Source organism: Shewanella hafniensis (assembly GCF_019655335.1).
GTDB lineage: Bacteria > Pseudomonadota > Gammaproteobacteria > Enterobacterales > Shewanellaceae > Shewanella > Shewanella hafniensis.
This window is the reverse complement of record NZ_BPFD01000015.1, coordinates 57899-71776: the sequence shown is the minus strand read 5'-3', so window position 1 is coordinate 71776 and position 13878 is coordinate 57899. Positions and strand designations below refer to the sequence as shown.

Sequence of the window (13878 nt, the reverse complement as noted above, 5' to 3'; positions counted from 1 at the left end):
TTCAATAGCTGAGAAAATTAAATCCCCACATTTTTCGTTGATTCTTGTAATAGTAATAACTGTTCTGTCAGTGGGTTTATCAATATTTATATAAAAGTCAATTAATTTAAGAGTGTTAAATATAGAGCAGAAAGCCAACAAACCTGCAGAATCATTCTGAAATAATTTATCAAATTCATTTGTTCTAATTATTATGCCATTAAGTTCTGAAAGTTTAACAAATAGAAGGAGTACCTTAGGTTGTGGCGCTAAGCCATTAATGAATGATGGTAAATCATTGATTCCTATGGTGAGTTGATTGCTGTTTAAAGTTTCGAGTTCTTGTGGTTCCCCTGCATATATCTGATTATTATTTTTCATATTCTCAAAGCCATCATTTATAGCTTGAGGAACTACATCCATTTTATTTGACAAGTTGACAACAACTGATGCTATATCAGCAGTAACAGCCTTAAGTTCATCACTAGAAATTCTAATTCCATTGGATGATTCCATAATGATATTCGAACTAACTTTTAACTCATTTGATAAGCTCGAAATGTTACTATTTGAGTGAACCGCATAAAAAATAGCAAACGTTGCCAGTATCAATGAAGAAATTGTCGCTGCAAAAGAAATGTAGGCAACTAATTCCTTATTTTCAGAAAAATTGTAAGCCAACATTATAACTAATAATACTACTAAAATTGCTATTATATAAAAAAAGTGAATGCCACTTTTTTTAATGAAAATTTCATACGCAAACTGTGCCCAATTAACTTTATTTTTCAAATCACTAGAATTACCTTCATTCATGACCCAAACCTCATAACTTATTGATGGTGCAGACATTACAGCTTACCTCCCAACAAGGCAACATCTTGGTTGCTTTATTAATGGCTAATTTAATGAGCTAATTTAACGAGCCACCCATTGTTAAATTTGCAGAGTGTATGCTTGTAAAAAGGCATACAGATAACTGGAGAGTTGGTTGAATTAAGCATTGGCATGTAAGTGACCGTTGACGGCATGGATGCCGTCGTCGAGCCCTCATGGATACTTCTTGTGAAATAAAAGGGGTGGCGTGTCACTGGAATGACAGTGCTTAATCATCAGCTTCCGCTGTTAAGCCGCAAACGAGAAGAAAAAGAATTTAACGAGCCATCCATTGTTAAATTTGTAGAGTGTATGCTTGTAAAAAAGGCATACAGATAACTGGAGAGTTGGTTGAATTAAGCATTGGCATGTAAGTGACCGTTGACGGCATGGCCGCTCTTTCATATCTGACCCATAGGGATATGGGAAATGTCACTATGATGTCTGGAACATCATTGACCATGTGATCGCGGCATTTGCACTTCCGTATGTAGCAGATGCCGTCGTCGAGCCCTCATGGATACTTCTTGTGAAATAAAAGGGGTGGCGTGTCACTGGAATGACAGTGCTTAATAGTCAGCTTCCGCTGTTAAGCAGCAAACGAGCAGCAAAAGAATTTAACGAGCCATCCATTGTTAAATTTGCAGAGTGTATGCTTGTAAAAAGGCATACAGATAACTGGAAAATTGGTTGAATACTCACATATTGGCAGACATTTAAGCTGAACAAAAATAGTGGGTTAAGCTCTTATTCTCAATTACAATTCACTATTTTCATTCGCTAAATGCGGCATTAAACGAGCAGGAAACCCAGTATGAATATCCCAATGATTACCGCGCTTCAGAGTGCGATTACCGAAGCGCTCGCGAGTATACCAACCGCTGAGGCGGAGCAGATCTATGCATTGTCTTTCTATATCAACAACGAATATGACGATCCCCGTCTACCTACGCTGACAGTCGGCTATAACACAGTCGATGAGTGGCATGCTTCGATTCCAAAGGCTTCTAGCTCTGACGAAGCAAAATGGAACTATGCCTTCTGGCTTCAAAACGAACTCCTCGTCTTTGGGGATTCTGACTCTCAGACTGCGGATATCTTAGCTCGCTGGGTGGCCGATCTCGGTCTCGGGTATAGTGATGCGGAGGAAGATGTCGATTTTGATCGCTGCCTTGAGCTCGGTCAGGAGATAACCGAGCAATTTGTTGCCGCAGTATGCGTTGTCGTTTCTACACTCCATTCCAACTTAACCGTTAGTCGCGTTTTCGGTCGTTCGGTACCCATCATAGTTCACGAGCTCGAGTACTATAACGAGATCGCAGATCAGACAGAGGCCTGTAACCCTCCCAGACTCGCCGAAGAGTTCGTTGCTTGGGTGCGCTCAATCTAACGTTGGTTATCAGTTATAGGTGGTAAGGATATAGAGCAGATTGGTTGGCTGCGGTTCAATATGTCTAATCACAGAGCTTAATCACATAACAAAAAGGATGCATTGATGAACGAAGAGCAATACGAGAAGGGGCTTGAGGTGCGTCGTGCTGTGATGGGGATAGTTATGTGGATAAGGCGCTCAATAGTGCGACGGATTTTACCCAGCCGCTGCAAGATTTAGTTACGGCCAATTGCTGGGGTGAGGTTTGGGTGCGTGATGCCATCTCAAGGCAAACGCGCAGTTTGATTACTATTGCAACGCTGGCGGCATTAAAGGCGCCGACTGAGTTAAAGGGCCATGTGCGGGGCGCGCTAAACAATGGCTGCTCGGTTGAAGAGATCCAAGAAGTCTTACTGCATTGCACCGTTTACTGCGGTATGCCTGCGGGGATTGAAGCTTTTCGAGCGGCAAAAGAGGCGATTGAGGAATGGCAGGCGCAAAACCGTTAGTTCACTTGGTACTGATCATTTTGAGCATCAATGGCTTTGGGGTTTAGCTGCTGTGAGGTTTAGTTGCTGTGAGATTTAGTTACATTGAGGTTTAGTGGTTTTAACATTCGCTAGGGGAGCTGATTTACGCGCATTCCCCTAGCGCATGATGGCTACAAACTTGACAGTCTGCGCTTATTTTTGCAGTTGGGCTTTTGCGGCTTCTACTTTTGAGAAATCCAAACCGAGTTCGAGCACGGCTTCTTTAATTAAAGCCGGATTCTGCATCACTAATCCCAGCAGTTGTTGTAATTTTTCGGCTGGGATACCTAATTGACCGAGCGTGCCCATCGCCATTAATGGATTGTCGGTTAATGTTTGAAATAGCTCGTTGATCTTAGCGTCACTGACCTTGTGTTCTTTTAAGATGGCAATAATGGGGTTCATTGCGTTACCTTGTTGATATGAAAGTTAAACAGGTGCCGATTTTATCACAGTTCTGCCAGAGTGGTTGCCTCACACATGCGTACCCATTGGATGTTGCCACGCTTTGCCTATGCCATTAAGCGCATTAGATTTTATCATCCCTTAAAAATAGAAAGGAACTGTGGTTATGCTTGATGTTGTCGCGAACCAAGACAAAAGTATTGTGGTTAAACAGTTACGATACGGGCGTGATAATGAGGTCTTAGTCGTCGATGAATGGCAACTGCACCCAGCTGAACATTGGGCGATTTTCGCGACTGACAGCTATTGCGGTTCCTTGCTCGGGCGAATATTAACCGGTGACATTCTGCCCGATGAAGGGACGATTGCTGGCCTGCCGCAACGTATCGGCTGGGTGTCACTTGGGTTGCAGCAAGCATTGCTGGAGCGCGAGTTAGAAAAAGACGAGCTGGATTACGGTTCGAGTGTCGAATCCTTAGTGCTGGAATGCTGCCAAGATGCCAAACAACTCCCTGCATTATTACAAAAGGTTGGGCTTGAGCCGCTGCGCCTGCGCGGTTTTCGGCAATTATCTACGGGCGAAACACGCAGAGTCATGCTGGCGCGTGCGCTGGCAATGTTACCGCAATTGCTGATTTTAGATGACCCTTATGCAGGGCTCGATGTTGAACACCAGGCGAGTTTATCTGAGCTGCTGAGTGAAGTGGCCGCGCATACTCAGTTGCTGATCATCACCTCGCGCCAAGAAGAATTGCCGCCGTGCATCAGCCATGTGGCGCTGTTTAATGGCGAGATGCTCAAATCGGGGCAGAGTGTGCACAAACTCAGCCCGCCGATGTCGATTGAGCAATGGCACAATCATCCTGTGATGGCGCAGTTGAATGCGTTATCGGCGCAGCGTAGCGATGAACTCTTGGCCTTGATGGAGCGGCAAAGGCACAACGCCGAGGCGTTTGATCCTCTGGTCGAGATTAAAAATGGCAAAGTGGAGTACGTCAGTGGGCTGATTTTCAGCGGCGTGAATTGGCGCATTGAAGCGGGGCAACATTGGCAAGTTCGTGGCCCAAATGGCTGCGGTAAAAGCACTTTGCTGGGGCTGATTTTAGGCGACCATCCCCAATGCTATAGCAACGACATTACGATCTTTGGCCGTCCTCGCGGAAGTGGCGAGAGTATTTGGCAAATTAAACAACGGATTGGCATAGTGTCGTCGGCGCTGCACTTGCAATATCGCGTCAGTTGCTCGGCATTAGATGTGCTGCTTTCGGGCTTTTTTGACTCTATTGGCCTGTACCAGAAACCCACTAAACCTCAGCTAGATTTGGCGAAGGAATGGTTGGCGATATTGCACATGACAGGGTTGGCGAGCACCAGCTTTAAGAAGCTCGATTATGGTCAGCAGCGGTTATTACTAATAGGTCGCGCCTTGATTAAACAGCCACTGTTGCTGATTTTAGATGAGCCGTATCAGGGCTTAGATTTTATCAATCGTACCTTAGTGATGCGGGCGCTGGAGATGATAGCCGAGCATCATCTGAGCCAATTGCTGTACGTGTCGCACCATAGGGAAGATGCCTTACCTGCGATTAAAAACTTTGTCGATTTCATCAAGCAAGATGACGGCTATTCGGTACAGGTGAACTACTGTGAGTCTGAGGATTTAACCCGTTTAAATCTGTAAATGCCACCTATCGCAGCAGCTTAACGGTTGCTTCTTTGTTTGCAGAGTTTGTCATTATCCCTCGGCACTCCAACGCAGGTTAAGACTGACCTTACAGGGCGCTAGCCATTGAGAATGTTAGTCACGCCAGACAGCCGTTCTGTTAATTAGTCATGCTTGATATAGGTAACTGTGAGCCGTCTTACAGTTTTTAATGTTGTTGGCGCGAATAATAGTTTCTGGCCTAGGCCAGAAACTCGTGACAGTTTTATGGTTCATCCACCGAACTTATTCATCAAGTCAGTTATCACGCTTGAGAATCCAAAGCTATGGACTCCCTTAGCGAGATGAGCCTTAGATGAGCTTTAGTTGAGCTTTAGTTGAGCCCGAATGTTACTCGTAGTACCGAAGATGTGCACTAGGACCTAAAACACGATTTCAAGACATATAAGACGACTTAAAGATAAAACATTTATGCCAAGACCCAAAAAATGCCGTCAATTATCGAGCTGTGTGCCCTGTAGCCTATTTAAGCCTAATGGGATCCCTGCGGTTAAATTAACTCATATTCAATTAGAGGCCGATGAGTTTGAGGCCCTCGAACTGGGTGATGTTAAAAGATTAAGCCAGATCGAAGCCGCGGCCTTGATGGGGATCTCTCGGCAAACCTTTGGTTACCTTCTCGCCAATGCCCGTAAAAAGGTGGCGACGGCCATTACTCAAGGTCAAGCCTTGAGACTGCCAACCCAAACAGACAAGGATTTATCATGATTATTGCCATGCCGATGAGCCGCGAACGCCTCGCCAGTCACTTTACGAAAGCCCTACAAATTGGCTTTTATAATGAACAGTTTCAACGAATCAAACTGGTCGATAACCCAGCAATTGAAGGTGACTGTAGTGCTAAAAAAGCCTTACTAGAGCTGATTATCCAACAAGGTACCGACATTGTACTTGTGCAGAATATCGGTGAGCGCATGTTGGGAAAGTTGCTCGATGCGGGGATTAGCGTGAGTAAAGGTAGTGCCAGTCAAACAGTGGCGACTTTGCTGGCACAAACGGCGGATTTGAATCTTAGGTTGACGGATGCATCCCAAGGTCGCGCTTCACTCAAACATGCCGCCAAGGGCGGATGTTGTCATTCAACAGGTGACGGCTGCGGTTGCAGTGGTAAAGCTAAAGCAGCACCTTGTTCAACACGTCTTATAAGCACGCCAGCAGTACAGGTTAAGCTCGATAAGTCAGTGCATTACGCTGGGTTTAGGCCGCTGGTAAACAAATAATCTCAGTGTTTAATTTGAATTATTCCGTCACGATTAAACCATAGGGGCGGGCAAGCGCCCCTCGAATATCCGCTAACGAAAACACCTTGGAAAACCGTCCAAAGGTTTTGCCATAAAACACACATTCCACCACAGGCAAGGCAAATACATTGCGGCTCGCCGCTATCTCACCTTGGGCTTGGCAATCAATATAGGCCATCCGCATCAGCGGGAACGCTTGCGCCAACATCTCTGCAATTCTCGGTTTGAGCGTTTGGCACACACCGCAGTTTGGCGCGCCAAATAACAACAGCACCGCCGCATGCTCAGTTAACATGGACTCCAGTATCTCAGGTGAATCAATGTGCGTAATGATATCGGTGTGCATGCGTTGCCATTTGGAAGTTGTTATGGGTATGAATTCATGGGTGTCGCATCGCTAACTGCACCACTGACGCTCGCAGGGAATGCCATCACCGTCACCATCCATTTGAGTATTGGGGCAATGTTGGATGTAGAAAGTCGCCTCAGCACAGGAACTCATGTGGCTGCAATGGGTTTTACCCGCTTCACATTGGAATCTTGGTGTTGCCGTTGCTTGTGTTCGCGATTTAGTTTCATACATGGGCATTGGCTGAGTGTCTTCATTCGTGAGGACTGGTACTTCATTGAATACAGGGGCTTGATCTAATATAGGAGCTTCATTGAATTCTTGGTATTGTTTAAAGCCAAAGATAACGATGGCCACGATTATTAGCAGCGGGATTATCGTATTAAAGGACGATTTTCGTGGGCTATGGGAATGCGCTTTGCTTTTGTTGTTGAAGTTTTCATTGCGTGATTGGACATGAGAGTGGGTGCGCGGTGTAGCACTTGCTGCAACGACAGCGACGCCTTCAATTGAGGCGATAACCGCTTTTCTCTTGCCGTCATTTTGCACTTCCGTTTGATACAGAATGCTGTCGCCCACTATGGGTTTTCTCGCCATCTTTTTCAGCACTGAAATGTGAATAAACACATCTTGGGCTGCATTTTTTTCAGGCTGAATAAAGCCAAATCCCTTTTCATCGTTCCAGCGTACCAGCACGCCTCTATCCATGAGCATTTTCTATGTCCTTAATTTAACGGCTTAATATTTTAGTTATTGAATATCAACACTTACTTGAGTCGATCAGATTTATCCCTTTGAGGAGTAAACCGTTCTTAGGTTGACTGGTCGATTATCCCGTGTTGGCTGCTAAGTTACTCAAGCATAGGAAGTTTTGCAATTTTTTATCCTGAATTTGCTTATGTGTGAGCCATTCACTTTGAGCGTATGGAGTAGGGGATATGTGAGCACTTAGCAGAAACGGTTGGTATTTTTCTAAATTCAATACAAACAATTGCTTGTGTTTATTTTGAACATAAAGAGCAAAAAGTGTGCAATAAAAACTTGCAATCTTACTGTGTGCTACATAGTATTTGCTGTGTGGCGCACAGTGTGTGCGACACAGTGTTCAGGATAGGAATTCGACTATGACAAGTTCACCGCTAGTCAAAATGCGACTCGAGTTGCGCCGTGGGGTATTAGTGTTGGCAGTACTGGGATTATTAAAACAAGCCCATTACGGCTATTCGCTCCGCAAACAGTTGCAGGAAGGCGGTATCGATATTGACGAAGGGACGCTGTATCCCTTAGTGCGCCGCCTAGCCGATCAAGGATTGTTGGATAGTGAGTGGCGACAGGCCGAAGGGCGTGAGCGTCGTTATTACCAATTGTCGTCATTGGGCGCTGAGTTGCTCAGTCAACTTACCGATGAATGGCAGCAACTTAATGGCGCCTTGGCTTTTTTACTGGAGCAAAGCGCTGACACTAATGGCTCTGATATTAATCGCTCAGACGAGAGTGCAGAGGAGATTTGATATGGAATTAGTCGATCGCTATATCGCCGCGGTGCAGCGAGAATTGCCCGAGAACAAACGTCAGGAAATTGGCCGTGAATTAAAAGCCAATATCTGCGACCAACTGGATGCCTTATCTGAACAAGGCGAATTGACTGAATCGCAAATTGCCGATGTATTAAAGCAAATGGGGCATCCCTGTAAGGTCGCGCAGCAATTTGTACCGGCAGTGCCTATTATTGCCTCTGAGGATATTCCGCTGTTTAAAAATACACTTTTCATGGTGTTGGGTGTCTTGTTTGTGTTGCAGGTGGTGGGCGGTACGACGCAATGGTTGGGCTCAACAGAGGGAAATCTATTCAGATTTATCCAGCATATCGTTAGTGGTTTTATCGGCGATGCCTGTCTAGCTTTTACTGCAATTGGCTTGTCTTTTTGGAGCTTTTCGGCTCAAGGAAAACCGCTGTCCGGCAGTAATTGCCAGAAATGGCAGCCGCAGAACCTACCAAAAGTCGGCCCAGGTTGGCAGCATATTAGTTTAAGTGATGTGTTTGCCGATCTGGCGACGTATCTCTTTCTCTTGCTGGTGATATGGTGTTCTATGTGGATGAGTAGCGAGCAATTAGCCGCACGCACTGTGATTTTTAGCGCCAATGCTCAGCAATTACTGCAATGGTTTAGCACTATTATTTTGCTGTCTATGGGCAATAGTCTGTGGCAGTTACGCCGCCGAGTGTGGACCAGTGAATTGTTATTGGCAAATATGGGGGTCAATCTTGCTTATGCCTCGTTCTTAGTCTTTCTGGCATTTAGCTCGCCACTATTACAAACCCAAGTACAGAGCCAAGGAACCGAATTACAGGGGATATTTACGTTACTGCAGCTAGATAAATGGCTCAGTTATAGTCTAGTGATTGCCGCTATGTTCCCCAGCTATGAGGTGATTCGTGATGGATTACGTTGGCGTAAACTCGCTAGTCAGACTTAGACTGAGTTTTGTCGCTGAATCTTATTGATTTTTTTCATCGAATACATGGCCTGATCTGCATGATTGATCAGGCTTTTTGCATCTGTGCCGTTTTCTGGATAAAGCGCCAAACCTACGCTGACACCAATATGGATTTGATGACCATTGATAGTGTAGGGCGCGCAAATAGCTTGGGTTATCTTAGGGACCAGTTGGGCGATATTGTGGGTATTGGCAAGACGTTCCAGCAAGATCACAAACTCATCGCCGCCTAGGCGAGTGGTGGTATCCATTTGCCGAGTACTTGAGCGTAGCCGCATCGCAACTTCTTGCAGTAATTTGTCGCCCACATCATGACCAAACGAATCATTCACTGGCTTAAAATTATCTAAGTCTAAAAATAACACCGCAAAAATGCTTTGAGTGCATTGCGCATGCACTATGGCTTGTTCAAGTTTAGTGTGAAATAACACGCGATTAGGCAGATTCGTCAAGGCGTCGTGGTGGGCGATATGAAGCAGATATTCTTCCTCTGCCTTACGTTCGGAAATGTCGGTAATCACAATGACAAAATGAGTCAGGCGGTCATGCTCATTTCGCACTGTATTGATGCGTACACTCAGCGACAGTAAGTCGCCTGATTTAACCGTTTTTAATAATTCTCCCAGCCATTGCTCGCCTTGCTGCAACAGATTTCGCATGGCTTGGCGGGCGTCATCGTTATTGTGTCCATCATTGAGGAAGTCGTTGGCATCGCCGTGTAAATCCTGTTGGGTAAAACCTGTAACATGGGTAAAGGCTTGATTAATAGAGATAATGCTTAGCAGGGGATCGGTGATCATTATGCCGTCTGTGCTGGCATTAAAAACGGTTGCCGCGAGTCTGAGTTTATCTTCGGCCTGCTTACTGGCGGTGAGGTCCATAAAGTAGGCTACGCCTTCATGTTTGCTGCCATTCAAAAAGCTCGCCGCTAGCATCACTGGTACTAAGACGCCATTCTTGCTGATAAGTTGTTTTTCATATTGCTGGCAGCGGCCAAACTGTTCTAACTCTGTAATCGCAATGGCATCACGTGTTTCATATTCAGGCGGGGTAATTGAGCGCCAGTTGATTAAGCCTGAAGTTAAATCCGCACGGTCAAAATTGAGCATTTGGAGAAAATGATCATTGGCATCATGTATGGTGCCATCGAGTTGCCATGAAATGATCCCGATAGTGTCGGAGTTTTTCAGGCTAGTGAAGCGAGATTCGCTTATCTGTAACAACCGCTCGGATCTGGCGATGTTACGAATGATCTGCCGACTGGCGAAGATCCCAATACTGATAAACAGCAATAGGGCACCAAGGCTAATTAACCAAGTCATTTGCTTGACCCAGCGCGCACCTTCACTGAGCACAGCTGAAAATTCAATTTCTAGGCTGAGCAATTCTTCATTGGCATCAATCAATTGCTGGCGATATTGTGCGAGAACTTCGGGCCTAGCACCAAGCTGATTGATCTCAATGCGCATATTTTCGGCGAGTTGCACCACAAACTCGAAGCGTTGATCGGCTAAGCCCCACAATTGAATGGCTTGCTGCATGTAATGATTGGATTGAAAGTGTCGGAAAAACCAGATCATTGAGTCGGTATCCCGTTCGTCATTGAGGCCCTGAATAAAACCCTGTTTGGCGGCTTGTTCATCAATGGGTGTGGCGAGTAAGGCTTGTCTAGCTCGATGATCGCCTTCCATGACGCTCGTCGCGGCACGATAACGCTGAAAGTCCACATCATTTTGGGTGTGTGAATAGTGGGTGAGATAAAGTACCGCATCTTTTTGCGCCTTAGCCCATAAGCCTTCACCACGGACATAGGTGCGTACACCATCAAATATATTGCCTTGAATATACACTAGGGCGACGAGCGCGATGCAGATCCCTACGAACATGCTGATGATTAATAAAACCTTAGCAACGGTTGAACGAGTTCGTTGCCGTAACCTAGCGAAGGTGCGTGCGAACTGAGTCCCCATCCTTATGCTCCACGGCCAGCACAGCAATACCACTTCAGAGTGGGCAGCTTAGGGAGAAGGGGTAAATCGATTTGTCTGCAATTTTTGAGGACTATTTTGCTATTCATCTGTTCCTTAGGTTGATTGTTCCACATGCTAAATCTAAATACCGTTTGGTTATGGGTCAGCCTCTTTGTTGGGCAATACACTGTCAGTTCATTCATGTACTGTCAGTTAAGCCATATATGTCAGCGACATACTTTAGATAACACTAAAACGCTTTGAAATTAAGTCAATGAAATAATTGAAACAAGATTGGCGATGCCGATTAAGTTATTGTGGGGCATCGCCATTATTCACTGCATCATTAAGTGATTTTTTTGCCTGCTGTTTATAGGTTTCAAATATGCCTTCTTGCTTCATCTGTTTTAACTCCCGAGCAAGATTAACGGCGAGTGCCGCGTGACGTTTATTCAAGTAACCATAGCTGGTGAGTTCTTCTAGGGTGGCAATCGCGCTGATCTCGCTACCTTGAAACTCTGGCGTTTGTAATAGATCCAATGAGCTTGCTTCCGTATCAATATAGATATCGATTCGGTCGCGGAGTATTTTACGAAAAGAGCTTACAGGGGATGAGGATTCAGTCAGGCGTTCCTTTGGAATGAGTCCCTTTAGCTTTTGTTCTGCGAGGAACACGCCTCGATAGTATTCGATCTTATATCGACTCTTTTGCAGTGCTTGCCAGTTAGTAATCTTGATGTTGGGATTATGTGCGAAGGCAATTAAATGGGTATCGATAACCGGTTCTTCAATTCGAATGAGGTTGGTAAACTTTTCGCCATAATGAGATACACGCCCCGGTTCACCATCCACTTTTCCTGAGTCAGCCATCATACTGGCGCGGACTGCGGGAACCACTTGATAGGCGAAGCCATAGCTTAAGCGTTCAAAGGCTTGGGTGTATATCAGCTCAGCCCATTTAAAGTAAAAGTTGTGTTTGGGGTCCTCATAAAACGCCATGGTAATAATAGGTTTAGCTGCAAGCGCCGTTGTAGTTTCTGCTGTGGATTTACAGATCGCAGGAACTGAGAAACAAAAGAATAGGGCTATCCCCCCCCAAAAAATGCGCATATTGCTCCGTCGCTGCATAGCCTGTCCCTAAACGTGTTGAGTTATCTAGAGTATAGCTAGCCTAATAAATGGGTTCATTTTTATTCAAGTTAAATCACTCGTTTCCATGAACTCGCATCAATAGGACATTGAAATGTGATCTGCTGGTGGTCAAACTTAACGTCTGGCATATTGTTAGTTGAAATAAATCTGACACTTAGCTGCAATAAAACCGCCATCCAAATCACGCTTATTCGTCACATAAATGCCTAAAAATCGGGTCGCCTCTACAGGGAATACCCTCATACACTCAATAATAAATCGGTGATGAACGTGATGAATATTAAACGGATCGCTGCAGCTATCTCCTGCAGCTTAATGACGGTTGTGGCGCACGCTGCAGTCCTGCCCGCAACGCAAACAGACAGCCAGTGGTTTAAAGACAGTGCGGCAAACGTGGTGGCTAAAGCCCAAGTCGACACTAAAAAAACCGCTAAAAATGTGATTTTATTTGTCGGTGATGGTATGGGTGTGTCTACTTTAACTGCTGCAAGGATTTTTCAGGGACAGCAGCAGTCAGGTAATCAAGGCGGTGAAGAAGGCTTTTTAAGCTTTGAGCAATTTCCACATAGTGCATTGGTGAAAACCTACAACACTAATCAACAAACGCCAGATTCTGCGGGCACTATGACAGCCATGACGACTGGGGTTAAGACTAAAGCGGGTAGCATTGCTATTTCGGATGCCAGCTTACGTGGTAACTGCTTGTCTTCAAAAGGTAACGAGTTAATCACCTTGGTTGACCTTGCCAATGCTAAAGGCTTATCAACAGGGGTTGTCAGTACGGCGCGTTTAACCCACGCCACGCCTGCTGCGGCGTATGCTAAGTCACCTGAGCGCGATTGGGAAGGCGATTTCAACTTACCTGCCGAAGCGGTTGCGAATGGTTGTACTGACATCGCCAGCCAATTGGTGATGCGCGATGAAGCTAATGCGTTAACTGTGGCATTAGGTGGCGGTCGCAGCTACTTCTTACCGAAAGAAGTGACAGACGGTGAGAACAAAGCCGGTAAACGTAAAGACGGCAAAGACTTAACCAAAGCTTGGGTCGATAATTTCAGCAAATCTGCCTACGTGTGGGACAAAAAAGGCTTCGACGCCATTGATGCCGCCAACACAGATCACTTACTCGGCCTATTTAATCCATCACACATGGAATACGAAGCGGACCGCGCCGATGACGTAGCTGGTGAGCCATCACTGACTGAAATGACCGCCAAATCCCTCGACATATTGAAGAAGAACGATAAAGGCTACTTGCTGATCGTTGAATCTGGCCGTATCGACCATGGTCACCATGCGGGCAATGCGAGCCGTGCCCTGACCGATGCGGTTGAATTATCTAATGCAGTGAAAGCGGCAATGGATGCAACCAGCAGCGACGATACCTTGATCATGGTAACAGCGGATCACAGCCATGTGTTCACTATCGCAGGCTACCCAAAACGCGGTAACCCTATCTTAGGTTTAGTGCATAACGTCGATGGCACATTAGCGACAGCGAATGACAACAAGCCTTACACCACGCTGGCTTATACCAACGGTCCTGGTGCTGTGGTGGGTGTGCGTGACGACTTAACCTCAGTCGATACGCAAGATAAAGATTTTATGCAACAAGCGCTTATCCCAATGGAAAGTGAGACTCACGCCGGTGAAGATGTCAGTTTGCATGCCAGCGGTCCAGGTTCGAATCTGGTTCAGGGCGTGATTGAGCAAAACGTGATCTTCCACATCATCAACCAAGCGCAGCAACTTGGCGGCACTAAGTACTAATCCCGAATTAGT

13 protein-coding genes and 1 pseudogene are annotated in these 13878 nt (G+C 45.6%); 8 read left to right on the top strand and 6 right to left on the bottom strand.

Going from position 1 to position 13878, the window contains the following annotated elements; translation table 11 throughout:
• On the bottom strand, positions 1-831 hold an 831-nt coding region (locus tag K5Q99_RS06945; RefSeq protein ID WP_220776439.1), incomplete at its 3' end, for a hypothetical protein.
• A gap of 838 nt (positions 832-1669) precedes the next feature.
• Between K5Q99_RS06945 and K5Q99_RS06940 the strand changes: the two genes are divergently transcribed.
• Both K5Q99_RS06940 and K5Q99_RS06935 read left to right on the top strand, forming a co-directional pair.
• Positions 1670-2245 carry a hypothetical protein gene (locus tag K5Q99_RS06940; protein ID WP_220776438.1) on the top strand — a complete coding sequence of 192 codons (576 nt, stop codon included), beginning with the start codon at positions 1670-1672 and terminating at the stop codon, positions 2243-2245.
• A 105-nt stretch (positions 2246-2350) separates the two neighbouring features.
• Positions 2351-2736, top strand: a pseudogene (locus K5Q99_RS06935) (carboxymuconolactone decarboxylase family protein).
• Positions 2737-2910: 174 nt separating this feature from the next.
• On the opposite strand, the gene K5Q99_RS06930 reads toward K5Q99_RS06935, so the two are convergent.
• The gene (locus tag K5Q99_RS06930; protein ID WP_107946515.1) at positions 2911-3162 is read right to left on the bottom strand and encodes a DUF2999 family protein; all 252 of its coding nucleotides are present in this window, start codon (positions 3160-3162) and stop codon (positions 2911-2913) included.
• Between the two features lie 166 nt (positions 3163-3328).
• Here K5Q99_RS06930 and K5Q99_RS06925 point away from each other — a divergent pair, with 166 nt between their 5' ends.
• From K5Q99_RS06925 to K5Q99_RS06915, 3 genes are all read left to right on the top strand, one after another.
• Complete coding sequence (locus tag K5Q99_RS06925) at positions 3329-4843, top strand: ATP-binding cassette domain-containing protein (RefSeq protein WP_220776437.1); 1515 nt, start codon at positions 3329-3331, stop codon at positions 4841-4843.
• A 453-nt stretch (positions 4844-5296) separates the two neighbouring features.
• A complete protein-coding gene (locus K5Q99_RS06920) occupies positions 5297-5593 on the top strand; it encodes a DUF134 domain-containing protein (protein ID WP_012088215.1) in 297 nt (98 codons plus the stop codon).
• Entirely contained in the window at positions 5590-6105 is a 516-nt protein-coding gene (locus tag K5Q99_RS06915) for a NifB/NifX family molybdenum-iron cluster-binding protein (protein ID WP_028759510.1), read from the top strand. The genes K5Q99_RS06920 and K5Q99_RS06915 overlap by 4 nt, the downstream gene beginning before the upstream one ends.
• A gap of 19 nt (positions 6106-6124) precedes the next feature.
• Here the strand turns inward: K5Q99_RS06915 and K5Q99_RS06910 are convergent, their stop codons facing one another.
• Positions 6125-6472, bottom strand: a complete 348-nt coding sequence (locus K5Q99_RS06910; protein WP_220776436.1) for a thioredoxin family protein — start codon at positions 6470-6472, stop codon at positions 6125-6127.
• A gap of 51 nt (positions 6473-6523) precedes the next feature.
• Complete coding sequence (locus tag K5Q99_RS06905; RefSeq protein ID WP_220776435.1) at positions 6524-7189, bottom strand: excalibur calcium-binding domain-containing protein; 666 nt, start codon at positions 7187-7189, stop codon at positions 6524-6526.
• Between the two features lie 410 nt (positions 7190-7599).
• Here K5Q99_RS06905 and K5Q99_RS06900 point away from each other — a divergent pair, with 410 nt between their 5' ends.
• Together K5Q99_RS06900 and K5Q99_RS06895 are read left to right on the top strand one after the other, a co-directional pair.
• A complete protein-coding gene (locus K5Q99_RS06900) occupies positions 7600-7986 on the top strand; it encodes a PadR family transcriptional regulator (RefSeq protein WP_220776434.1) in 387 nt (128 codons plus the stop codon).
• 1 nt (position 7987) lies between these two features.
• On the top strand, positions 7988-8953 hold the full coding sequence (locus K5Q99_RS06895) for a hypothetical protein (protein ID WP_220776433.1): 966 nt from the start codon (positions 7988-7990) through the stop codon (positions 8951-8953).
• On the opposite strand, the gene K5Q99_RS06890 is transcribed toward K5Q99_RS06895, so the two are convergent.
• Complete coding sequence (locus K5Q99_RS06890; protein WP_220776432.1) at positions 8950-10944, bottom strand: diguanylate cyclase domain-containing protein; 1995 nt, start codon at positions 10942-10944, stop codon at positions 8950-8952. The genes K5Q99_RS06895 and K5Q99_RS06890 overlap by 4 nt on opposite strands.
• 312 nt (positions 10945-11256) lie before the next feature.
• On the bottom strand, positions 11257-12072 hold the full coding sequence (locus K5Q99_RS06885; protein WP_220776431.1) for a transporter substrate-binding domain-containing protein: 816 nt from the start codon (positions 12070-12072) through the stop codon (positions 11257-11259).
• A 297-nt stretch (positions 12073-12369) separates the two neighbouring features.
• Here K5Q99_RS06885 and K5Q99_RS06880 point away from each other — a divergent pair, with 297 nt between their 5' ends.
• Positions 12370-13866 carry an alkaline phosphatase family protein gene (locus tag K5Q99_RS06880; RefSeq protein WP_220776440.1) on the top strand — a complete coding sequence of 499 codons (1497 nt, stop codon included), beginning with the start codon at positions 12370-12372 and terminating at the stop codon, positions 13864-13866.
• Positions 13867-13878 lie beyond the last annotated feature (12 nt).